Source organism: Nitratireductor sp. ATLC21, from assembly GCF_057196525.1.
In genome coordinates, this window is record NZ_JBXUOU010000002.1 from 697,436 (window position 1) to 719,846 (window position 22,411).

At 59.3% G+C, this 22,411-nt stretch carries 24 protein-coding genes; 10 read left to right on the plus strand and 14 right to left on the minus strand.

Features of this window, described 5'->3' with window-relative positions:
- The first annotated feature begins 137 nt into the window (after positions 1-137).
- Positions 138-986, plus strand: a complete 849-nt coding sequence (locus AC2CHD_RS10880; RefSeq protein ID WP_484553687.1) for an NmrA family NAD(P)-binding protein — start codon at positions 138-140, stop codon at positions 984-986.
- Between the two features lie 98 nt (positions 987-1,084).
- Positions 1,085-2,220 (plus strand): IS3 family transposase gene (locus AC2CHD_RS10885; protein WP_484553688.1). Its coding sequence is split into 2 segments (ribosomal slippage): positions 1,085-1,357 and positions 1,360-2,220, totalling 1,134 coding nucleotides; the frame shifts between segments, so codons are not numbered across the junction.
- Positions 2,221-2,749: 529 nt separating this feature from the next.
- On the opposite strand, the gene AC2CHD_RS10890 is transcribed toward AC2CHD_RS10885, so the two are convergent.
- The 6 genes from AC2CHD_RS10890 to AC2CHD_RS10915 are packed head-to-tail and all read right to left on the minus strand — an operon-like array spanning position 2,750 to position 6,962.
- Complete coding sequence (locus AC2CHD_RS10890) at positions 2,750-3,094, minus strand: hypothetical protein (protein ID WP_484553689.1); 345 nt, start codon at positions 3,092-3,094, stop codon at positions 2,750-2,752.
- Between the two features lie 11 nt (positions 3,095-3,105).
- Positions 3,106-4,248 (minus strand): FAD-dependent oxidoreductase, encoded by a 1,143-nt coding sequence (locus AC2CHD_RS10895; protein ID WP_484553690.1) that lies wholly within the window; start codon positions 4,246-4,248, stop codon positions 3,106-3,108.
- Positions 4,245-4,727, minus strand: coding sequence for an SgcJ/EcaC family oxidoreductase (locus AC2CHD_RS10900; protein ID WP_484553691.1), 483 nt, complete (start codon positions 4,725-4,727; stop codon positions 4,245-4,247). The genes AC2CHD_RS10895 and AC2CHD_RS10900 overlap by 4 nt, the downstream gene beginning before the upstream one ends.
- Before the next feature lie 35 nt (positions 4,728-4,762).
- The gene (locus AC2CHD_RS10905; RefSeq protein ID WP_484553692.1) at positions 4,763-5,401 is read right to left on the minus strand and encodes an NAD(P)-dependent oxidoreductase; all 639 of its coding nucleotides are present in this window, start codon (positions 5,399-5,401) and stop codon (positions 4,763-4,765) included.
- 5 nt (positions 5,402-5,406) lie between these two features.
- On the minus strand, positions 5,407-6,384 hold the full coding sequence (locus AC2CHD_RS10910) for a DMT family transporter (RefSeq protein ID WP_484553693.1): 978 nt from the start codon (positions 6,382-6,384) through the stop codon (positions 5,407-5,409).
- Positions 6,385-6,389: 5 nt separating this feature from the next.
- Positions 6,390-6,962 (minus strand): NADPH-dependent FMN reductase, encoded by a 573-nt coding sequence (locus AC2CHD_RS10915; RefSeq protein ID WP_484553694.1) that lies wholly within the window; start codon positions 6,960-6,962, stop codon positions 6,390-6,392.
- 183 nt (positions 6,963-7,145) lie between these two features.
- On the opposite strand from AC2CHD_RS10915, the gene AC2CHD_RS10920 reads away from it, so the two are divergent.
- Positions 7,146-7,943 (plus strand): aminoglycoside adenylyltransferase family protein, encoded by a 798-nt coding sequence (locus AC2CHD_RS10920; RefSeq protein ID WP_484553695.1) that lies wholly within the window; start codon positions 7,146-7,148, stop codon positions 7,941-7,943.
- A gap of 223 nt (positions 7,944-8,166) precedes the next feature.
- On the opposite strand, the gene AC2CHD_RS10925 is transcribed toward AC2CHD_RS10920, so the two are convergent.
- The 3 genes from AC2CHD_RS10925 to AC2CHD_RS10935 form a co-directional block, all read right to left on the minus strand.
- A complete protein-coding gene (locus AC2CHD_RS10925) occupies positions 8,167-8,898 on the minus strand; it encodes a class I SAM-dependent methyltransferase (RefSeq protein WP_484553696.1) in 732 nt (243 codons plus the stop codon).
- 288 nt (positions 8,899-9,186) lie between these two features.
- The gene (locus tag AC2CHD_RS10930; protein WP_484553697.1) at positions 9,187-10,095 is read right to left on the minus strand and encodes a helix-turn-helix domain-containing protein; all 909 of its coding nucleotides are present in this window, start codon (positions 10,093-10,095) and stop codon (positions 9,187-9,189) included.
- 51 nt (positions 10,096-10,146) lie between these two features.
- Positions 10,147-11,055, minus strand: coding sequence for an SMP-30/gluconolactonase/LRE family protein (locus AC2CHD_RS10935; RefSeq protein ID WP_484553698.1), 909 nt, complete (start codon positions 11,053-11,055; stop codon positions 10,147-10,149).
- 77 nt (positions 11,056-11,132) lie between these two features.
- On the opposite strand from AC2CHD_RS10935, the gene AC2CHD_RS10940 reads away from it, so the two are divergent.
- Positions 11,133-11,507, plus strand: a complete 375-nt coding sequence (locus tag AC2CHD_RS10940; RefSeq protein WP_484553699.1) for a winged helix-turn-helix transcriptional regulator — start codon at positions 11,133-11,135, stop codon at positions 11,505-11,507.
- A 29-nt stretch (positions 11,508-11,536) separates the two neighbouring features.
- On the opposite strand, the gene AC2CHD_RS10945 is transcribed toward AC2CHD_RS10940, so the two are convergent.
- From AC2CHD_RS10945 to AC2CHD_RS10955, 3 genes are read right to left on the minus strand one after another with little or no spacing between them, the layout of a single operon-like run.
- A complete protein-coding gene (locus AC2CHD_RS10945; RefSeq protein ID WP_484553700.1) occupies positions 11,537-11,947 on the minus strand; it encodes a PaaI family thioesterase in 411 nt (136 codons plus the stop codon).
- 28 nt (positions 11,948-11,975) lie between these two features.
- The gene (locus AC2CHD_RS10950) at positions 11,976-12,311 is read right to left on the minus strand and encodes a cupin domain-containing protein (RefSeq protein WP_484553701.1); all 336 of its coding nucleotides are present in this window, start codon (positions 12,309-12,311) and stop codon (positions 11,976-11,978) included.
- Positions 12,312-12,363: 52 nt separating this feature from the next.
- The gene (locus tag AC2CHD_RS10955; protein ID WP_484553702.1) at positions 12,364-12,822 is read right to left on the minus strand and encodes a carboxymuconolactone decarboxylase family protein; all 459 of its coding nucleotides are present in this window, start codon (positions 12,820-12,822) and stop codon (positions 12,364-12,366) included.
- A gap of 205 nt (positions 12,823-13,027) precedes the next feature.
- Here AC2CHD_RS10955 and AC2CHD_RS10960 point away from each other — a divergent pair, with 205 nt between their 5' ends.
- Complete coding sequence (locus tag AC2CHD_RS10960; RefSeq protein ID WP_484553703.1) at positions 13,028-13,888, plus strand: RNA polymerase sigma-70 factor; 861 nt, start codon at positions 13,028-13,030, stop codon at positions 13,886-13,888.
- On the opposite strand, the gene AC2CHD_RS10965 is transcribed toward AC2CHD_RS10960, so the two are convergent.
- Both AC2CHD_RS10965 and AC2CHD_RS10970 read right to left on the minus strand, forming a co-directional pair.
- Complete coding sequence (locus AC2CHD_RS10965) at positions 13,880-14,689, minus strand: IclR family transcriptional regulator (protein ID WP_484553704.1); 810 nt, start codon at positions 14,687-14,689, stop codon at positions 13,880-13,882. The genes AC2CHD_RS10960 and AC2CHD_RS10965 overlap by 9 nt on opposite strands.
- Positions 14,679-15,080 (minus strand): acyl-CoA thioesterase, encoded by a 402-nt coding sequence (locus AC2CHD_RS10970; protein WP_484553705.1) that lies wholly within the window; start codon positions 15,078-15,080, stop codon positions 14,679-14,681. Before AC2CHD_RS10970 ends, AC2CHD_RS10965 begins: the two co-directional genes overlap by 11 nt.
- Before the next feature lie 93 nt (positions 15,081-15,173).
- On the opposite strand from AC2CHD_RS10970, the gene AC2CHD_RS10975 reads away from it, so the two are divergent.
- From AC2CHD_RS10975 to maiA, 5 genes are all read left to right on the plus strand, one after another.
- Positions 15,174-17,924 carry a benzoate-CoA ligase family protein gene (locus AC2CHD_RS10975; protein ID WP_484553706.1) on the plus strand — a complete coding sequence of 917 codons (2,751 nt, stop codon included), beginning with the start codon at positions 15,174-15,176 and terminating at the stop codon, positions 17,922-17,924.
- Between the two features lie 143 nt (positions 17,925-18,067).
- Positions 18,068-19,027, plus strand: a complete 960-nt coding sequence (locus AC2CHD_RS10980; protein WP_484553707.1) for a TAXI family TRAP transporter solute-binding subunit — start codon at positions 18,068-18,070, stop codon at positions 19,025-19,027.
- A gap of 49 nt (positions 19,028-19,076) precedes the next feature.
- The gene (locus AC2CHD_RS10985) at positions 19,077-21,068 is read left to right on the plus strand and encodes a TRAP transporter permease (RefSeq protein ID WP_484553708.1); all 1,992 of its coding nucleotides are present in this window, start codon (positions 19,077-19,079) and stop codon (positions 21,066-21,068) included.
- The gene (locus AC2CHD_RS10990) at positions 21,069-21,764 is read left to right on the plus strand and encodes a fumarylacetoacetate hydrolase family protein (RefSeq protein ID WP_484553709.1); all 696 of its coding nucleotides are present in this window, start codon (positions 21,069-21,071) and stop codon (positions 21,762-21,764) included.
- Positions 21,761-22,408 (plus strand): maleylacetoacetate isomerase, encoded by a 648-nt coding sequence (maiA, locus tag AC2CHD_RS10995; protein ID WP_484553710.1) that lies wholly within the window; start codon positions 21,761-21,763, stop codon positions 22,406-22,408. The genes AC2CHD_RS10990 and maiA overlap by 4 nt, the downstream gene beginning before the upstream one ends.
- The last annotated feature ends 3 nt before the right edge of the window (positions 22,409-22,411 follow it).

Sequence of the window (22,411 nt, forward strand, 5' to 3'; positions counted from 1 at the left end):
GCATCCAGTCCGGTGCGCAAAACCCGTTGCCGCGGATCTCTGAAGCCCGAGAAACGATGTGGGATGGCAACTCTCCTGACAGTTTCCGGCGAATGCATTTGTTAATCATGCTCCATTGCATCAAACGGAGGCTAGACATGCACATTATTCTCGGAGGTACCGGAAAGGTTGGATCCGCAGTCGCGCGCGCGCTTCTTCGAAGAAACGAGCCGGTGACCGTCGTCACGCGGCATGAGCGCAGCGCCGCACCTTTGCAACAGTTGGGAGCTGAGGTTGCAGTGGCAGATGTATTGGATGTGGAACAACTCCGCGAGGTTTTCTTGAGAGGTAAGCGCGCATTTTTGCTTAATCCATCTGCCGACCCTGCCGGGGATACTGACGCGGAAGAACGCGCGAAGGTCAATGCGATCGTGGAGGCGCTGCAGGGCACACAGCTTGAAAAAGTCGTGGCGGCATCGACCTACGGCGCAAGGCCGGGCGAACGTTGTGGAGATCTGACTGTCCTTCACGAGTTCGAGCAGAAGCTCAAGGCGCAGCCGATTCCTGTCGCGATCAACCGCGGCGCCTATTACATGAGCAACTGGGCTAGCATGCTGGACCTCGTGAGGAGCACAGGCTCCCTTCAGTCATTCTTCCCGGAGGATCTCGCGCTTCCAATGGTAGCACCCGATGATCTGGGAGAGGCTGCTGCCAGCCGTATGGCAAGTGCCCTCGAAGATATCGAACTGGTTCATGTCGAAGGTCCTGAACGATACACGCCGCTGGATGTTGCGGAAGCCATGGGGGTGGTGCTCGGACGAGAAGTGATTGTGGAGGTCATCCCGCGGGAGAATTGGATGGCGACCTTCCGGAGTTTCGGGTTCTCGAAGGCAGCGGCTCAGTCCTACGCCTGCATGACCGCAGCTGTGCTGGGGCAAGATGGCTTTCATCCAACCAAACCTCAAAAAGGATCAACCACCTTGATCGATTATTTCCGCAGTCTCTGACCAGGTGCCCGTTGCAACGCAATTGCCTAGGGATAGAGGTGGTCGCAGGATTTCGGACCAGTTTCTAAGCAGTAGCGACTGACGAAGGAATACCCCAGATGACGAAGCGGAAACGCTATTCGGCGGCGTTCAAGGCCAAGGTTGCGCTTGAAGCCATCCGCGAAGAGTTGACGACGGCCGAGCTGGCCAAGAAGTACGGCGTCCATCCCACGATGATCAGCGGATGGAAGAGAACGGCAATCGAGAACATGGCATCGGCATTTGGTGGTGCGGTATCGGCCGAGCCGGCGATTTCCAAGGAGGATGTCGAGAAGCTGCATGCCAAGATCGGCCAGTTGGTCGTGGAGCGCGATTTTTTGTCGGAAGCCTCCAGTCTCATCCTCGTCACTGGAGGCAAAAAGCGGTGAAGCAGGACCATCCCGATCTCAGCGTCCGGCGGCAGTGCCGTCTGCTGTCGCTGGCACGCTCCAGCCTTTACTATCAACCGCGCGGGGAAAGCGCCGAGAACCTGGCGTTCATGAAAATCATCGACCGGCAGTTCCTGGAAACGCCATGGTACGGCTCGCGGCAAATGGCTCGCCACATGCAGCGAGAGGGGCACAGATGCGGGCGCCACCGGGTGCGGCGACTGATGAGGCTCATGCGGCTGGTGCCGATTTACCAAGAGCCGAAGACGAGCAAGAAACACCCGGAACACAAGATTTACCCGTACCTTCTCAAAGGCTTGGCCATCACCCGACCCAATCAGGTCTGGTGTACGGACATCAGCTATATCCCGATGCGCCGGGGCTTCCTGTACCTCGTGGCGGTCATGGACTGGCACAGCCGGAAAGTTCTGAGCTGGCGGCTGTCGAACAGCATGGATGCCGGGTTCTGTGTCGAGGCACTGAAGGAGGCGCTGGCCAGATACGGCCCGCCAGAAATCTTCAACTCCGACCAGGGCTCGCAGTTCACCAGCGCCGACTTCACCGACGTCCTGAATGATGCCAAGGTGAAGATCTCGATGGACGGTCGTGGGCGCTGGATCGATAATCGGATGATCGAGCGCTTCTGGCGGTCCCTAAAATACGAGTGTGTCTACCTGAACGCCTTCGAGACCGGCTCGGCGGCCCGACGCGGGATTGGCGCCTGGATCGCCTATTACAATGAGAAGCGCCCGCACTCATCGCATGGGCTGCTGACGCCGGGCGAGGCATATGATAGTCGGGCCCCAAACCTGAAAGCCGCCGCCTGAAATGAAACCAATGCGATAGCTTAGCCCGGCGGCAAACTGGTCGAAATTCTAGGACCACCTCTGAGACTGCATTTTGGGAAAGCCAGATGGTGAGCTCGGCCGAGAAACAAGCCGATGTAGCCAATTCCGAACCGATTGTAGCTGCAACACTTTCAGGCATTGTCGCACGTAGACGACAGCTCAGGCGGCCCAACCACATCCGCTGACCATCACCGACTACAGGTCCCGCTATCTGCTAGCATGCGAAGGGTGGAATCCACCAAGGGCCGACCTCACCTTCGCTGTTTTCGAACGCGCATTCAAGGAGTTCGGTCTGCCCAGTGCTTTCCGGACGGACATTGGCCAGAATGGCCGCCAAGAGCGCAGCATTTGACCCCGAAGGACGAAGCCACCAGACCGCCTGCCTTCAATCTCCTCCAGCAGCAGGAAAAGCTTGATGCATTTGTCAATCTATACAACAACCAGCGGCCCCTTGTCGGTATCGCCACGCTGCTCCAAGCATCGGATCGATCACCATAGGTAGCATGCGCTAATTCCTGGCAGCTTGGCGTGGCAGAATTTCTCCGATAGCGGTGAACGTCTGTCTGCTTCCGGTGGTGGAAAGCCGCTGAAAGGCGTCGTTCAAGGCTCCGATGCGCCCTTGCGTATCTGAATTGCGTTCGAAGTCATGGAAGGCATTTTCATCCATCCATTCGAAGATCACACGCACGCTGGAGCCATCCGTGTTGGCGAGGAACCGCGCACTAACAAAGCCTTCATATTGCGCGACCCAATCCCTCTGGATTTTCCCAAAAGCTTCAGCAACGCTTGTCACGCTTTCAGACGGAGGCACTGTGTAATCAATGATGGAGTAGAAGCCTTCGAGAGGTCTCATCTGCTGTTCCTTCACTCTGTGCCCGACAGCGTCCGGGCCACGCGGTGGCGGATAAACGGAAACGCAGATGCCGTGCGGATGATCGCATTGCGCGCAATGCGCAATGGCCGGTTCTGAAGCGTTGCAACCGCGGTAAGACGATCTGTCATGCGAAGCACGTCTTCTGCTGCTGCGCGGCGTGTTTTGGAATAGGTCTCCAGCGGCAGTTCGGTTTCACGCTCCAAAGCCTGCTGCAGTGCATCTGCGAGCGTCACGGCATCTTTCAAGCCGAGGTTCATGCCTTGCCCGCCGGCTGGCGAATGAACATGCGCGGCGTCACCCATCAAAATAACTGGCGCCTGATAAAACCGGTCGGCCAGTTTGTGGTGAACCTGAAAGCGGGAACCCCAAAGCACTTCGCTCACGCGTGCACCAGTTTCAGGACCGCGTTCGTCGATGACGGCTTGAACATCTGCAATTGTCGGGTCGGAAGGCGCATTCTGCCTCTGCGCAACCACGCGATAGCGATCTTTCGACATAGGCGCGACGACCAGCGTACCCTCGCGCGAGAAAAACAGCGTTACTTCATCTTTGGCAATGGGCCATGTCATGCGCACGTCCGCCAGCATGAAGGAGCCATAGGTTTCGCCCGGGAAGGGGATGTTCGTCTGCGTTCGGACCGTGCTTTTCTCACCATCGGCGCCCACGACAAACCGGGCTTGGATGCGTGAGCCGTCATCGGTTGTGAGAATGGCACCCTTTGAATGACGTTCTATGGCGACAACCTTGTGTGGCCTTTGCACCTGATGGCCAAGTGACGACAGCTTGGTGGTCATCAACGCTTCCGATTCATCCTGCGGGATCATCAGGGCATAGGGAGTTGGCGATTTCAGCACGCCGAAATCGGCACGCAGCAGGACCTTCGAGCGCTCACGAATGCGAAAGTTGCGGACCTTGATGCCGGCCTCAATCAGGTCGTCAGCAATCTCCAGCTTGCGAACGGCTTCCAGAGTGCCGGCGTGAATCACCGCCGCCCGCGAGGTGTTCTGCGCTTCAGGGAGAGCATCTAGAATGACAAAATCAATGCCGCGCTGGGCAAGCCCAATCGCAAGGGCAAGCCCGGTTGGGCCGGCGCCGACAATGGCGACATCCACGTCCAGGGGGAGCGGCGTCATTCCTGATCCCCTGTGGCTTTCGTTTGTGCGGCGATGGCGTCAGCCTGAAACCGGGTGTTCTGGGCAACAGCGATCCGCCAGTTTCCGTCGACCTTGGCCATGACGTAAAGCGGACGCCCCTCCGGCTCGTCGCCGTCCGGGTTTCCATTCCTGTCGGTTGGCCGTTGCACCACATTCACCGCCGCGACCGTCTCCGAAAGGAAGGTGATATGCGCAACCTCGTAGGCGGAGTAATGTTCGCCGAGCGCTGGCGTAAGCACCTTGTGGGTGAAAGCGTTGATCTCATCCCAGCCGGTCAGGCGTTTTCCCAGAGCGGTCACCCAGACAGCTTCGCTTGCAAGAAGGCGCATGAAACCTTCGGGGTCACGATTGCGCTGGGTTGTTTGGACCTGTGCGACGACCTCGTGGATGAGGGCGACATCGTGTGCGCGGGCATTCTGCTGCGAAGCGGTGCTTTCTGATGAGTTTTTGGCGACCATGGCAGGCTCCGATCCGAAGATGACTGGGGACTTGTTCAATAGGCGACGGTAAAGCGCTCGCGGCGATGCTGGGGCACTTCGGCTTCATCGAGCAGGGCCACGGCGAGGTCCTCCATGGAGATCGTGGACAGACCGTTTTGATCGAGAATGAGCGTGTCGCGGCCTTTTCTGTAGCTTCCCGTCCGCTTGCCGGGTTGCAGCAAGGCTGGAGGGCTCAAATAGGTCCAATCCGCGTGTGTCTCTTTCTGGCAGACTGCATATTGCTGGCAGCAGGCGACGGCAATGCCGCGCCAGGCCGGCGCGACATAGCGGGGATCATCGACAATGGTTTCTCCCGTGTCCGGTGCGTTGAGGCTGCCGGCACCACCAACCAGAATGAGCCTTGTGCCGGTAAGCCGGAGGCCTTTCAGAAGACTTTCCGCGGTGCTCGGATGCTCATGTTCGGAGCCCAGCTTTGGCCGGGTCGCGCTCACCACGATATCCTGATCGGCGCTTAGCCGGGCGACATCTCTGGGATCGGCTGCATTGCCGACACGAACGGTCGCCTTGTCGAGGGAGCGGGGCGCGCGGTCGGGATCGCGGACGACCGCGGTCACCTCATGGCCGCGTTGCAGGGCCTCTGTGACAACGCGGCGTCCCACATTTCCCGATGCTCCAAAAACAAGGATGCGCATGGTTCTCAAACTCCGGTTCTGGCGGATGAATCGATTGTGGTTTGCGGTGCGGCAGCGGGGTGTGGCTGGCTTGTCGAGCGGCGCAAAAGGAAAAGGATCGCGAGGATCACGGCGATACTGCCCGGCAGCCAGTGCCAGCCGATTGTTTCCGGATCCTTGACGAACAGCACGAGCATGGAGACGAAAGGAATGAGGTAGGTATAGGCCGTGACCGTTCCCGGAGACAGGACCCCTGTTCCTCTTTGCAAAAGCCAGAAGGTGACGCCGCTTGAGAAAATGCCGAGATAGGCAACGAGAAGGAGATCGGAGACCGTTATCCTGCCCAGTGCGTGAACCGGCTCGAAGACGAGCCCGAGCAGCCCAATCAGGAGACCGCCGGCAATGAGGCTCCAGAAGGTGCGGATTGCCGCGCTGTCGGACAGCCAGCCCCGTTTAAGACCCCATTTGCTAAGGACGGGATAGAGAGCGGAGGCAGCGCAACCGAGGAAGAACAGCCCCTCCGGAAGCCCGAACGCCATACCGTGGGAAACTCCTTCGCTACCCGCCCATGCCAGTGCCAGAGCGCCCGCCGCTCCCAGAAACAGGGAGCCAAGAAGCGCAAGGTCGGCGCGTTCGACACCGATCATCCGCCCGAACATATAGGCCAGTAGCGGAACGCTCACATAGAGCGTTGCCATGGACAGCGCGCTGACCTTATGGGCGGCGGAGAACATCGCGCCGAAGAAACCGGCAAGGCACAGGCCCATAATCGCATAGAGGAAAAATCCTGAAAGGCTCGGCCAGCGGTCTGGTGCGCGCCAGATCAACGGAGCGAAGGCGATCGCCGCAATCGCAAACCTTATCGCTGTCAAGAAGAGGGGTGGCAAACCTTCGCTCAACAGCCCAACGGCCGGGAATGACAGGCCAACGATGAGCGTCCAGAAGAACATGCCCCCATGAGCATTCTGTGGTGCCAGGCTGGAGGTTTTCGGCTCTGGTGGCATGCGATCTATGCTCCGTAAGGATGGTTCTTGCGTGCTTCCCGCAGCGCCGCGGCCCACCACAGGAGTTGATCCAGCATCACCCTGACAGCCGCTTCGGGACCTATGGGCTCTTTCAGTTGTCCAGTCTCATCGAAAAGCCCGTGACAATTGTGCAGGCTCACGCAATCGCGCGTCGAGACCATATGCAGCTCCGCACAGACTTGGCGAAGCTGCTCCACGGATCTGAGGCCACCGGCCATTCCGCCATAGGACACGAATGCGACGGGTTTGCCCATCCATTCGTCCCGCGCTGAATCGAGCGCTGTTTTCAGGGAGGCGGGATAGCCGTGATTGTATTCAGGCGTGATCATGATGAAGGCGTCTGCCTCGGCAAGGCGTGTTTTCAACGCAACGACTTCTGGTGCGGGAAGCTTCGTAATCCGTGAGGGAAGATTGGCCTCCACGAGGTCGACGACATCGAGGTCCACCATCTCATTCAACGCAGCTCTGCCAAGGAACCAGCGCGCCACGGTATCGCCGAAGCGACCCTCGCGCGTGCTGCCAACAATGACGACCGTGCGAAGTCGTGTTTCGGTCATGTCCTGCCGCTCCAAGTGATGCCGATATTCCGGCTGATAGCCTGGCGGTATTCTGGCGCGAGGATAGGGCGGGGTCTTGAATGAAAGGAAGCAAAACGTAGAACGATCTTGCTGTCAGGCTTGCAGAATGGCTACGGATGCATGCAAACATTTGCTGCATGCTGAACAAGGGTCAACGCAGATATGGATGCCCCTACCGGAACAGAAAAACATCCTGCCGAAGCCCTGCAGGCCTTATCGCTTTTGCGGCAATGGCTGGGCGACGCTCTCATAGCAGTCTATCTACACGGTTCCGCTGTCACTCAAGGGTTGCGCACCCGCAGTGATGTCGATGTGTTCGCTGTCGTGGATGAGGCAATGACTGCTTCTGCACGTGCAGGGCTGACAGGCGATCTCCTTGCCATCTCCGGGCACTATCCATTCGACAAGGAGGGGAGACGTCCGCTGGAGGTTGTGATTTTCCAAAGGGCTGATCTCACCTGCATGCCTTATCCAGCACGCGCAGAGTTCGTCTACGGAGAATGGTTGCGGGAGGTTTTGAAGCAGGGGGCTGTGTCAGAGGCCGAAGCAAGCCCGGAATATACCTTGCTTCTGGCGCAGGCGAGAGAGGAGGCGATCTCCCTGATCGGCCCAAGGGCTACCGAACTCATCCCCGAGGTGCCTCATTCTACAATATGTCGGGCGATTGGAGATCTGTTGCCGGAACTCCTCCGGTCTCTCAAGGGCGACGAGCGCAATGTACTTCTGACACTGGCAAGGATGTGGCTGACGGTCAGAACCGGCCATTTCGTATCAAAAAATGCTGCTGCAGATTGGGCGCTTGCGCAATTGTCCGGAGACGAGGCGGCGGTAGTCACAATTGCGCGTGATGCCTATCTCGGAAATGGTGACGACGATCTGCATCTTCGGAGAACCCAAGTATGGCATGCTGCGCAGGGGATCAAAGAGCATATTCTAACAGCCTTGCGGGAGTTGAAGTGACGCTGGCGCCCCATGATGAACAGGTGGGGTGCCCGAACTCACTGTTTTTAGGGCTTGTAAGGCGGAAGGAGGCTACGGGAGACAATACCTGCCGCCACCGCCCCAATTTGCTTTGCCATCACTAACTCGCGTCGATGTTATCCCGGTGTGATGCTCAATACGCGGTTGATCGCAGTCTCTGCGCGACGGGCGGCAGGCTGCCAGTTGGCAGCCTTCCGTGCGGTCAGGTTCTGTGAGCGGCGGCCAACATCATCATCGGGCGTTCCAGTTCCTCCGCGAGGCCGGGGTTCTCCCTGATCTGAGCTGCGGTAGGGGCGAATTCTTCAATCTGGTCGATCCGGAACCCTCTGCGAATAAGGGTGTTCAGCGTTGTGCCAATGGTTCGATGATACTTCAAAACGCCATCGGCAAACCAGTTGGTGCGGCGTTCGCCTTCGATTGCATAGCCGTTGACCGGCCATGTCTTGCGTCCTTTATCATCCTCGATCCAATCCGGCTGCGACGCGGCCATGAAAATCGGGTGTTCGATGGTGAATACCAACACGCCATCAGACACCAGAGCTCGATGCATCATGCCGACCAGTCGGTCAAAATCCTGGATGTAATGAAATGTCAGGGCGCTATAGATGAGATCGAAGCTGCCCTCTGGCAGTTCAAGCGTCTCAAGATCGGCAATCCGATAGTCGATTGCTTCATCTTTTGTATCCGCGCGGGCCCGGTTGATCATCTTTTCGGAGAGATCGTACCCGACTACAGACGCTGCTCCTTGTTGCCGCATCCATCGGGATGCCCAGCCGAATCCGCAGCCCAAGTCGGCTATGCGCTTCCCTTCAAGGGGCGGCAGCATAGCTTTGATGGCACTCCATTCTGGAGCACCATCCAACCCGTGAATCTGTCTTGGAAGCTGGCTGTATCCAGCGAAGAATTTTAGATCATCGTAAATGTTCTGTGCCATGTTCAATTCCTATGAAGATATTGGACGAGGCACCAGCCAAACAGAGAAACCTCGTCCGGAAGGGCGAGGCCGGTATTGGCGTGTCGCTTGATCAGGTCGGGCGCACTACGCTCCGGCACTTCGCCAATGAAGTGCCGGCCAAGCGGGAGACAATATGGGCGTCCTCTTCGACCATCTGTAAAAGATTGCTGGAACAAACAGCCAGGTCAAGTGCCATCAGGACAGATCACAGGTGCGACTGATGGGCTGGGCAGCGACCAGTTGGTTCGTGCCAGAACGCCCGTTTGCTTATGTCTCGGCCGTTCGCCAGTTCGATAACACCTGTCGGCGATACTCTCCAGGCGTGACATTCAATATGCGCTTGAACAACCGCGTCATATGGCTTTGGTCTGAGAACCCGCTGGCTGCCGCAATGGCTTTCAGGGGCAGGTCCTTGCGGGAAAGTTGTTCTTTCGCGTGCTCCAGACGCCGATGCAACACATAAGCATAGGGTGGGCGGCCAAACTCCTTGTGGAAGCGCCGACTGAAGTGGAACACGCTCAACCCCACAAGGGAGGCGAGTTCGGAAAGCGATATGCTCGTCCCGATGTTCTCATCAATGTAGTTCACAAGTAGCCTGCGTTGCGCCTGTGGCAGACCGTCATTCCATTCCTTTGACTGAAATCTGATGTTGGCATGGTTGCGTAGGATGTGGACGGCTATCTGGCAACGTAGTGCCTCCACATAGAGGGACCCGCCGAGGCCTTTTGCAAGCGCTTCCATGGCGAGGCGCTGGATCATTTCTGCCAGCGCCATGTCCCGCGCCGCCAGACTGGCCTCCAGCTCTATCTCCGCAATGTCTCGTTCAAAAGCATCTTCAGCGATGCGCGCAAACGCGTCGAAGGGCATGTAGATGTGCAGGGACTCGATCACCCGGTCCCATCGCCAATGAGAGGTCTCGGAGCGGGGCACCACTGAAACACTGCCTGAACTGACCGACGCGCTTTCCCATGTGCTGCCGTTGGGGCGCCAGTTGATCGTCTCCCGATTCTGGTAGGCAACAATCGCAAAATCTCTCAGCCCCGGGACGCTGATCTCCTGAGGCGGGGTGCGGTAGTGCTTTAACTTGATGCCGCTCCAGCCGAGTGGTGTGCTGTCAATGACGAGTTCACCCGCCATCCACTGTGGCAGTTCTTCGGGGCAGATGGGGCGGTCCATCTTCTCCTCCCGTTCCAGGTGCACGCTACCCATGCGGGTTTTGAAAGGGCGTCATTGGACGGGTCCCGACGATGCCAGCAGAACGGTATAGAGGCTGCTGCTTGCGGTGATGTAGAGCCGGTTGCGCTTCGGGCCGCCAAAGGTCAGGTTCGAGACCTCCTCCGGAACGAATATCTTGCCGAGCAGGGTCCCATCCGGGTGGTAGACATGCACACCTTCTCCTGTTGACGTCCAGATGCGCCCCTGTGCGTCCAGCCGGAACCCGTCGAATACGCCGACCACACAGGTGGCAAAGACCTCTCCGCCTCTCAGCGTATCACCCTCGACACGGAAGGCGCGGATGTGGCGCGGGCCGTCGGGATAGCGCGTGCCGCCGGAATCCACGATGTAGAGAATGGCCTCGTCCAGCGAAAAGGCGAGACCGTTGGGGCAAACGAAATCCGTCGCCACCCGCGTCACCTCTCCGGTTGCGGAGATGCGGTAGACATGTTGCCCATCCTGCTCGGGTTCGGCGGCGAAACCTTCATAATCAGTTTCGATGCCATAAGTCGGGTCTGTGAACCAGATGGAGCCATCGGACTTCACCACCACGTCATTGGGGGAGTTGAAGCGCTTGCCATCATAGCGATCCGCCAACACGGTGAGGCGTCCGTCAAGTTCGATCCGGGTTACCGAGCGCGTGCCGTGATTGCACATGACCAGACGGCCTTCTCGGTCGAGCGTGCTGCCATTGGTGTAGGCGCCAAGGCCCGAGCAGTGGTCGCCTACCGCGCCGGTCAGTTCATCATAGCGCAGCCGCCGGTCATTCGGAATGTCGCTGAAGATCACCGATCGCCAAAGCGCCGAATAGACCGGCCCCTCGGTCCAGCGCCCACCGGTCCAGATTCTTTCCACCGGTTCGGCAAGCTGCACCGAGCGCTTGAACCGGGCATCGCAGATCTCATAGCTGCTGTCATTCATGGTCTATTCCCGCCACTGATGAGTATGCTACAAATTAAATAGCACGCCATCCGATCAATTGCTATGGAAATTATAGCATGCAGCAAAAAAGCAGAACGCCTATTCCCAAACCCGGCCAGCCCGTGCGCGGATCGCGATCCGGCGCGCCGGTCATGGCGCTGTTCGATCTTCTTGGGCGACGCTGGGCAATGGGCGTGTTGTGGTCTCTGGCCGAAGGTGGCCCGACAACGTTTCGCGGCCTGCAAGAGCGGTGCGAAACCATTTCGCCGGCGGCGCTGAACCAGCGGCTGAAGGAGTTGCAAGAGGCGCTTTTGGTGCACCGGGCGCCTGAGGGCTATGAGGTGACGCCGCTTGGTCTTGCCATCTATGACAAGCTTGTGCCGTTGGGGGCACTCGCCAAGGAATGGGGCATGGCGCTCAATGACAAGGAGACCGACAAGCTCGGAGAGTGAGCGCCAGGCCACTGGCTTCAGGTCGGTCGTCACTTCCCAAAGGCGACAATGGTTCCCTGCGCTAGCGCACAGAGTATCTCCTGATCGCCTTCGATCGAATATATCTCGCAGCGGCAGACAGCCTGGCGCCTGCCGACGCTTTTGGCTTCTGCCCTTGCCTCAAGCCGGTCGCCCTTGGCCGGTCTGGTGAAGTTAAGCTTGAACTCGGACGTCAATGCATCGCCACCAAGAGCCAGCCCACCAGCGAATGTGAGTGAATTGTCGGCGAGGTAGCTGATAACACCGCCATGGACATAACCATGCTGCTGTTTGTGATGATCTGTCACGGCCAGGCTAAGCGTCACGCCCTCCGGCGTCGCCCGCGTAAGCTCGGTGCCGAGGGACATCGAGAAGGGTTGGGCTTTCAGAACCTTCAGTGAAAGATTGTAGAAATCGTCCATGATCTTTTCCAATGGTGCGCCAGAATGCTCAAACCAGTTCCTGGACAATCCGGTCGCCGGGGTGAATGCAAACCATCTGCAGCGGCCCGGTGCCCGTATTGATGTAGCGATGCGGAACATTCGGCGGGGCAATGATGATGTCGCCTGCTGCTCCGATAATCTGCTCCTCCCCTATCGTGAACTCAGCCGTGCCGGCGCGCAGCACCCAAGTTTCCGCATAGGGGTGCGTGTGCAGATCCGATCCCTTGCCGGGATCGGTGTCGATGAGAAAGAAGGAGACCGGGCTGCCATGGTCGCGCCCCTCGAAGCGGATGGAGCGGCTCTCTGGCGAAAGGGTTGGGAACGAACGAAGTATAGTGGTCATCGCTGAACTCCGATTCATCAAACTTGCCTCGGCGTCGCACATGCGGCGCTCATCAGGCCTCCTTGCCGGACCGAATTGGATGAACCGCATGGAAGGCGATGCAAAGCCGGTTGAAGATGTTCATCATGCCAAGAGCAATCGTCAGCTTTGTCAGTTCGCTTTTGCTGAAATGCTGGAGCGCTTCTTCATACAAGGCATCGGGGACACCACCCTGCGAGATGAGCGTCACCTGCTCAGTCCAGGCGAGTGCTGCACGTTCGCGCGCGGAATAGAGTGGGGATTCCTTCCACGCCGAGACGAGAAACACCCGCTGCTCGCTTTCGCCATCATCGCGGGCTTCCCGGCTGTGCATGTCGACGCAATAGGAACAGCCATTGATCTGCGAGGTGCGCAGATTGACCAGATGAAGCAGCCCTTTCTCCAGCCCGCAATCATCGACGGCCCTCTTCAGCTCCATCTGGGCGTTCATCAATTCCGGGGCTTCTTTGTAGAAATTGAGTCTCGGGTCCACGGGGTCGTCCTCTTCATTTGCTTCTCTGGATCGGTCGCGCTGTGTGATCGATGCAATGTCTATAAAGACGCAGAGGCGGACCGGCTGTGACAGCTTGCGAGAGAATTTTTGGAAGGTGATCGGCAAAAACCTCTGCAAAGTTGTCACAACAGGAAGTGTTCCCGCGTCTGATCACTTGAGTGGTAGTGGGTGAGTGAGGAACGGCATGGCGTCAGGCGAAGATATTGAAAAGCTGCGGCCACGCCTGTTTGGCCTTGCATACCGCATGCTTGGCTCACGGCAGGAAGCCGAAGACGTGGTACAGGACGCGTTTCTGCGCTGGCACCGCGCCGAGACGGGCGAAATCCGTTCAGCGGAAGCATGGCTGGTGACCGTGTCATCGCGCCTGTGCCTTGATCGGCTGCGGGCGCTTCAGACGGAGCGCCAGAGATATGTGGGGCCGTGGTTGCCCGAGCCTTTGCTGGCTGAAGAGCCGTCCCCGGATCATGTAACCGAACTCGCCTCTGACCTTTCCATGGCGCTTCTGATGGTCCTGCAACGGTTGTCCGCAGAGGAACGGGTAGGGTTTCTGATGCATGACGTCTTCGACTGCGCCTATCCCGAAGTTGCGATTGCCCTCGGCAAAAGCGAGGCGGCCTGTCGGCAGCTTGTCCATCGGGCACGAGAACGTGTCAGACGTGACAAGCCGCGCTTTGAAGTGTCCCCCGCTGCACATCGGCAGCTTGTGGAGCGCTATGTCAAAGCCGTGCAGGAGCGGGACGCGGAACGTATCGCCGAATTGCTAGCGCAGGATGCGGTATTTGTCAGTGATGGTGGCGGAAAGACCTGGGCGGCGCTCCGACCTGTTACCGGCGCCGAGCGGATTGCGCGCATGGAGGTGGGGGTGCTTGCAAAACTGCCGCGTGGATTTGCCGTCGAACTGGTGGAGGTGAATGGTCAGGCTGGCATGATTGGGAGGGTCGATGGACGAACGCACGCGGTTACGTCATTTGCGTCAGATGGCGTGCGGATCTTGTCAATCATGCGTGTGCTGAATCCTGAGAAGTTATCAACCCCCTCACACTGAGCTCTTGGCTGGCGAGGACACGGAATGGCGCTGACAAAAATCAAGAAGCGTTGATACGGCTTTCCCGTCCGGCTGAACCGAAGCCGGGTCTGTGCCGATCAGGGTGATCGCACATTGAGCCTCGCCCTGCCAATCCAGAACCGGCGCTGCTATTGCCACCAGCCCCGGTATGAATCGTCCGTCGACAGATGCGTAGCCGGCCGCCCGGATGCTTCCACGCAGGGCCAGAACAGACGCTTCGTTGAAATCTTCCCGATGAGCAAGTGTCGGGTTTGACTTCGCGAGCTCAAGTTCCTTTGCAAGCCGTTCCCTAATGGCACCGGGGGGCGACCATCCGATGAACACACGCCCCGAAGCAGACGTCAAAAGCGGCAAGGTGGTTCCGAGCCCCATCGAGGTTATGACCGGTGCCGGTGCGCGCTCCCAGCGCACAACGGTCGCGCCGTCAGTGCCCCATACGGAGAGAAGCGCTGTCATTCCGGTTGCATCGCGTAGCTCAGGCAGCGAGTCGGCTGAGCGATTGACAAAGTCATGGCGGGCGAGTGCGGAGAGTCCGATGTCCATTGCCGCCGGACCGAGGTCGTATTTTCCTGAGCGTCCGGCCTGCACCACCAGCCCCGCAGCGATGAAAGACGCCAGATAGCGGTGGGCCTTGCTCGGTGGCATTCCGGCGCGCCGCGCTAGATCGGAAAGGGTAACCGGGCCATCACAGCGCGCAAGTTCCCTAACGAGATGAAGCGCGATGTCGACGGACTGGATGCCGCCAGAAACGCCCGCGGTCTTCGCCTTTTTATCCAGCATCCATCAATTCCTTCAGCCTCAGCATGTCGCCGGCAATGATGCGCTCGCCATTGTGCAGAAAGAGCCTGCGCTGTTCGTTGCCCGATGCAATGAGTCTGTCGCCACAGTGAACCTGATAGTCAAGCGAAAGCTGACGGGCATTCCACTCGGCGATGGCTAGCGAGATTGTGAGCAGGTCTCCTTCCCGGGCCGGGCTGTGGAAGCGCGCATCTGCAGCCGTCAGCCCGAACCCCACTGCATTCAGGCGCACGCACAGGGCCCGATGTCCACCATGAGCCAAAAGCCAGTCATGAAAGGCTCTGTCGAACCAGGCGAAGAACCGCGGGTAATAAACGATCCCAGCGGGATCGCAGTCGCCGAAAAGCACACGATAGGCATATCGATGAGGCATCTTTGGTTATTCCTTAATATAAAATCTATTGCATAATACGTAAAACTTAGGTTAGGGTCCAGATGTCGGGTTTCGTTTCGACCGGGAGGAAAAATGGGAACGCTTCGCAATGTCGAGATTGTTGGTGGTGGACCGGCAGGCCTTTACACCGCCATCTTGCTCCGTCGCCGGATGCCGCAAACGCATGTTCGTGTGACGGAGCAGAATCCGATGGGCGCGACATTCGGCTTTGGCGTCGTGTTTTCGGATCAGGCGCTCGATTTTCTGCGTGCCGACGACCCTGAAACCTACGAACTCATCACCCCCAATATGGAGCGGTGGCGAAACATGACGCTGAACCATCCCGCGGAACGTGTGGTTCTGGACGGGATCGGGTTTTCCGCAATCGGCCGCCTTGAACTGATCGAGATCCTGCGCAAGCGCGCACAGTCGCTCGGTGCCGAGATTCGTTTCGAAACGCGACTCAAAGGCCCGGAGTCGGCGCTGAATGAAAACGCCGACCTTGTGATCGGGGCTGACGGATTGAACTCGGTCGTACGCGCAAGCGATCCGGCGGGCTTTGGCGAAACGCTCGACCATTTCGGCAACCGCTTCGCATGGTTCGGCGCCGAACGGACGTTCGAAACGCTGACGCAGACCTTTATCCGCACCATCGCCGGCCCGATGAACGCTCATCACTATCGTTACGCGCCGGGGCGCAGCACCTTCATCGTCGAATGCGGCGAGGAAACGTATCGTGCGGCGGGCTTCGACGGGATGAGCGAGGAGGATAGCCGTCGTGCCTGCGAGGTATATTTCGCCGGCGTTCTGGAAGGTGCGCATCTCATAACCAATAAATCGAACTGGCGCCGGTTTCCCAAACTCTGGTGCGATAACTGGGTCTCGGGCCGCAAGGTCCTGCTTGGCGACGCCGCACATACGGCGCACTTCTCTGTGGGGTCTGGAACAAGGCTTGCCATGGAAGATGCAATCGCCCTTGTTGCGGCGCTTGTCGATCATGCGGATGTGGATGCCGCGCTTGCAGCGTTTGAAACGGCGCGTAAACCCATCGCAAAAAAGATTGTCGACGCCGCCAATGTGTCGGCGCAGTGGTATGAGGGTTTTGGCGAGAAGATGGAGCGTGCGCCCTTCGATTTCGCCTTCGACTACATTACCCGCTCAGGCCGCGTCGATATGGACAGGCTGCGCAGGATGTCCCCTGAGTTCATGGCGCGCTACGAAGCCGCGAATGACACTCGACGGATCGTTGACCCGGTGGGAAGGGATGTCGATGGAGCCGCCGAAATCGGCTTCGATCCAGATGCGCATCCAAATTGTTCAGAGATTCTCTGGGGCAATCTTCCGCACAATGCTGATCGCCTTGCGGTTACGGGCTCGGCCGGCGATCGCACCTACGGCGAACTCGTCCGCGAAGCGGCGCGCTGGGGCAATGCCTTCGTCGCGGCGGGGCTTGAGCGCGGCGCGCGCATACCCTTCTTCCTGGACGACACGCCCGCCTATCCGGCTGCGTTCTTCGGTGCAGTGCGCGCAGGTTTTGTTCCCGTTCTGCTCAACGTCCAGACCAATGCCGATACGCTCAATTTTTTCCTGAAAGACACGGGTGCTGCCATCGCCCTGTGCGAGGCAGACCTGGCTGAAAAATTCTCCCGTGAGGTGTTGAAGGATACACAGATCGGCAGGGTTGTGCTGGTCAATGCCGAAAATGGCGGTCCGCGGGAGGGCGTTTTTCAGCCCTCCACCGATTTTCTGGAGGGGCAGTCCGAGATATTGGAATGCGCGGATACCAGCGCCGACGACATGGCGTTCTGGATGTATTCTTCAGGTTCTACCGGTCGGCCCAAGGGTATCGTGCATCTGCACCACGATATGGCCTATTCGCAACAGAGCTTCGGACGCCATATCCTCGATCTGTCTGCCGGCGATGTCTGTTTCTCCGTTCCGAAAATGTATTTCGCCTACGGCTTTGGGAACTCCATCACCTTTCCCTTCTCGGTCGGGGCCACTGCGGTGCTAATGCCGGGGCAGCCGCGCGCAGAGACTGTGCTCGATACGATCGAAGCCTACCGCCCCACCGTCTTCTTTGGCCTGCCCACACTTTACACGGCTCTTTGCCGCAGCGCAGGTGTTGAACGGCGCGATCTGAGCTCTTTGCGCCAGTCGATGTCGGCCGCTGAGATTCTGTCCGAGGATGTCTACAATGGCTGGAAAGCGCTGACCGGACACGGGCCCACGGAAGGTCTGGGCTCAACTGAAATGCTTCATATCTACCTGTCCAATCGTCTGGATGACCATCGGCTGGGCTCCGCTGGTGCCCGGGTTCCCGGTTATGAGATCCGCCTGGAAACGCCGGAGGGACGGCCTGCTGTGCCGGGAGAGGAAGGAGTGATGCTCGTGCGCGGCCATTCCTCCGCCCCCTTCTACTGGAACCGCCCGGACAAAACCCGTGAAACCATGAGGGGCGACTGGCTTTATACCGGAGACCGGTTCATCGAGCGTGAGGGTTATTACTATTTTCAGGGCCGGGCCGACGAACTCATAAAGGTGTCGGGTCAATGGGTGTGGCCGCTCGAGGTGGAGCGCTGCCTCAACGATCATCCCGACGTGCATGAATGTGCAGTTCTGGCGCATGAATTACCGGACCGCCGCGTAACCCTGCGAGCGGTCGTGAAACTGCGCTCCGGCAGTGGCGATGAGGAGGAGCGCGCCCGGTTACAGGCGCATGTGAAGTCGGTTCTGCAACCCTACAAATATCCACGCATCGTCGAGTTCGTGAACGAACTGCCCAAAACGGGAACCGGAAAGATCGACCGACAGGCCTTGATGCTTCCCCGACGGGTTGCCTGACCGGGCCGGCAAAATACGTGATCCAGACTGGCGATGAACGGGTGGTCGCAGCCACCGGTTTGGCCGAACGCGGCCTTGGGGAGGGCATGGCCAGAGAAATGCCGGCCCGCGGCCGGAACCAGAAAACAATCGGGAGGAAACAGATGAACCGCTTACTTATTGCAGCAGTCGCTGCCCTTGGCATTTCAGCTCCGGCTGCCGCACAGGTCAGTTCCATCTCCACACCGCCGCAGGGCTCCGTGTGGAACACCATGGCATCCGTGATGGCAGGCGAGGTTCGCAACGCCACCGAGATGCGGGTGGTCGTGCAGCCCTATGGCGGCAATGCACAGATGATGCAGGCGCTCGATCAGCAGCTTGCCGAGTTTTCGCTGAATGACGTCAACGATGTGATCTCGGCCATTGAGGGCAGCGGCGAATACGATCAGCCAATGCCCAATCTGCGTGCAGTGGCCAGGATCAATCCGTTCCCCGTCGGGCTTTATGTGAAAGCTTCGTCGGGACTGGAAAACGTCACAGATCTTTCGGGCCGCTCTGTGCCCTCCGGCTGGGATGCCTTCCCCATAGCGCGCTCGCATATTAGCGCGATCCTCGCCGCCGGTGGTCTCGACTGGAACGACGTCAAGCAGGTGCCGGTGCCGGAACTCATTCGCGGATCGGACGATATGGCCTCGGGTCGGGTCGACAGCGCCTTCTTTGCAGTCGGCGGACCGAAGGTTGCGGAGGTCGATGCTTCCGTGGGCGGTGTGCGCTTCCTGAAAGTGAATGCGAATGAGGAGACGCTGGCGAAGATCCGGGCCGTCCGTCCGGCCTTCTACTTCTCCAAGGTGGAGCCGGCGCCGGTGCGTGTCGGTGTAGAGGAACCCATGATGTTCGTCACCTGGGACAATATTTTGGTGGCCGGAAGCCATGTCTCCGACGATGTGGTCGAGCGCTTTCTGGCAGCGATATTCGATGGTCGCGAAGCCATCGGCGAAGCCTATCCGCCATTGCGCGCACTCAATCTCGAAACCGCCTACAAGGCCTATCCCGGTCTGGAATATCACCCGGGCGCGATTTCGTTCTTCGCGGATCGCGGGATTTCTCTGCAACCGGCTGAGTGAGTTCTGAAGGCGCGGACCATGTCCGCGCCATTCTGCGGCAAACACTGCAATGCGTGAGAACGAAATGGCACAATCAGAACGTCCTGCACACAGCGAAGTTCCGCTGGTCGACGAGAGCGCTGAAACTCTGCCCGCTCCGGCCTGGCAGCGCATCATCATGGCGACGCTCGCCGGTGGGCTGACGCTGGTCTCCATCGCCCAGGCAGCCGATCTGCCTTCGCGGCTCGGCTATTCTTATTACACCGAGCAGTTCCTGGCGATCGTACTCGGATTGAGTCTCGGTCTCGTTTTTCTGGTGCGCAGGACGGGGCCGCAAGCCGCAGGTCCGCTCGATCTCGCGTTTTCCGGTCTGGGCCTCGGTCTGTCCCTCTATGTGGCGTGGGCTTACCCGACGCTCGTTTCCTCGGCGATGATGCTGCCCTGGGATGCGCTGATCGCCGGCATTGCGCTGTTTCTGCTGGTTCTCGAAGGATTGCGTCGCACTGTTGGCTGGACGCTTGTTGTTATCGTTCTCGCCATCTGCGGCTACGGGCTGGTCGGCCATCTCGTCCCCGGCGTGTTGCAGACGCGCGAAGTCGCCGCCGACCGGATGGCGGTCTACCTTTCCTTCGATCCCAACGGCCTGTTGGGTGTCACGCTCAACGTTGCGGCAACGGTGGTCATCGCCTTCGTGTTCTTCGGGCAATTGCTGCTGCGTTCCGGCGGCGGCGATTTCTTCAACGATATTGCGCTCGCCACCATGGGGCGCAGGCGGGGCGGAGCCTCAAAAATATCGATCGTTGCCTCGGGGCTTTTCGGCTCGATCTCTGGCGTGGTGGTCTCCAACATTGTTGCGACCGGCATCGTCACCATCCGGTTGATGATCAAGTCCGGTTTCCGCCGCACCACGGCAGCAGCCATCGAGGCGGTGGCATCCACCGGCGGACAGATTGCACCCCCGGTCATGGGGGCTGTCGCCTTCCTGATGGCCGATATCCTGCAGAAACCCTATTCCGAGATCGTCGTCGCCGCACTCGTTCCGGCACTGCTCTACTATGTCTCATTGTTCGTGCAAGCCGATCTCCTGGCGGCAAAGCAGGACATACACCCCGTGGAAGGGGAGGATATCCCGCCGGTTGCTGGTGTCATGCGTCGCGGCTGGGTGTTTATCGTGCCCTTCGCGACCATTGTGCTGGCGCTCTTCTGGTTCAACCAGCGTGCGGAGACCGCTGCGCTCTGGGGCGGGGCCGTGACAATCGCAATCGGCCTCATTGCCGGTTATGGCAAGGTCCGCATGCGGCCTGGCGATCTGTGGCGCTGCGCGGTCGAGACAGGGCAGTCGATCACCGAAATCATCATGATCTCGGCCGCTGCCGGCTTCATCATCGGTGTGCTGAATGTCACCGGGCTCGGTTTTGCGGTCACGTTTGCACTGGTCGACCTTGGGCAGGGCAGCCTCTTCCTGCTGTTGCTGATTTCGGCCGCCGTCTGTCTCATCCTTGGCATGGGCATGCCCACCGTCGGTGTCTATCTGCTGCTCGCCGTCCTTGTCGCGCCGTCGCTGGTGGAAACCGGCGTCGAGCCCATCGCCGCGCATCTGTTCATTTTCTATCTCGGCATGATGTCGATGGTGACGCCGCCTATCGGCATCGGTGCGTTCTTTGCGGCATCGATCGCCAAGGCGTCGCCCCTGCCAACGGCGCTGGAAGCCATGCGCTTCGGCTGGACTGCCTACATCGTCCCGTTCCTGTTCGTCTTTTCGCCGGCCCTGCTTCTGATCGGCGATCCGCTGGACATCGCACTGGCGGTTATCACCGCAGTGCTGGGTGTCTACGCGATCTCGGCAGCGTTTATCGGCTGGTTCGCTGGCCCTGCGCGCGCGCTTCGGCGCGTCCTCATCGGCGTCGCCGGCGTCGCGCTGCTTCTGCCACCGGGCATCGGCGGTGGATCGACACTCTGGGTGAACGCGGCTGGCCTCCTGCTGCTACTTGTCCAGTGGCTGGCCGCCATCAGGCCTTCCGGCATCGCGCCACAACCGCACACACGAGAAATGGAGAGTTGAATGAGTTTCGTTTTCCCGCCAGCCGCGATCCCGGGTCTTGCGGTCGCTGACCGAGAAGAGCGAATTCCCGTACGCCGCATCTTCTGCGTTGGGCGCAATTATGCCGCCCATGCGCGTGAGATGGGAAAGGACCCCGAGCGAGATCCGCCTTTTTTCTTCATGAAGCCGGCCGATGCGGTGGTGGATGACGGTGAAACGGTGGCCTATCCGCCCCTGACGGAAAACCTCCACTTTGAGGCGGAACTCGTGGTGGTGATCGGCAGGGAGGCGGCGGGGGTCGATCAGGCCGCAGCCAATGATTGCATATGGGGTTACGCGGTCGGCAACGATCTCACCCGCCGTGACCTGCAACTGGAGGCGCGTGACAAGGGCCGGCCATGGGACATGGGCAAGGGGTTCGACCGGTCGGCGGTGATCGGCCCGGTCCATCCGGCGAGCGTGATCGGTCATCCGTCAAGAGGGGCGATCCGCCTCACGGTGAACGGTGAGGCGAAGCAGGATGCGGACCTTTCCGAGTTGATCTGGTCCGTTCCCGAGATCGTGTCGATCCTTTCGAACTCCATAACCCTCAAGCCCGGCGATGTGATCATGACCGGCACACCCGCCGGGGTTGGCCCGCTGGTCGAGGGTGACGAGTGCGTGGTTTCCATCGAGGGTCTGGGGCAGATCAGCACCAGGATCGGGCCCCGGGCATGACTTTTCGTCTGCACAATTTCTTTCGCTCGTCCACTTCGGTCAGGCTGCGCGCGGCTCTGAACCTCAAGGGGCTGGGCTACGACTATATCCCCTATGCGCTGCGAAAAGGTGAGACACGGACGCTAGCCTATCGCACCCTCAATCCGGCTGGTCTTGTTCCCGCCCTTGAGCGTGCGGATGGAGAGGTGATGACGCAGTCGCTCGCCATCATGGAATGGCTGGATGAGACATACCCCGAACCGCCGCTTCTGCCGGTCGATCCCGATGGCCGGGCGCGTGTGCGGGCGCTGGCACTCATGATCGCGTGCGAAATCCATCCGCTGAACAATCTGCGGGTGCTGAACTATCTGGGCGAAACATTCGGTGCCGACGAGGGGGCGCTGAAGACGTGGTTCACCCATTGGGTGCGCATTACGTTCGATGCGCTTGAGACCACACTGGCGCGCGATGGGGCCACGGGACGCTTTTGTCATGGCGACACACCCGGCCTCGCCGACACCTGTCTCTACGCTCAGGTCTTAAACAACCGCCGCTTCGATATCGACATGCAGGATTGGCCGACGATCGCCGCGATTTTCGGTGAACTGGACGTCCTGCCAGCTTTCTCGGATGCAGCGCCGCACAATCAGCCGGATGCGGCCTGAATG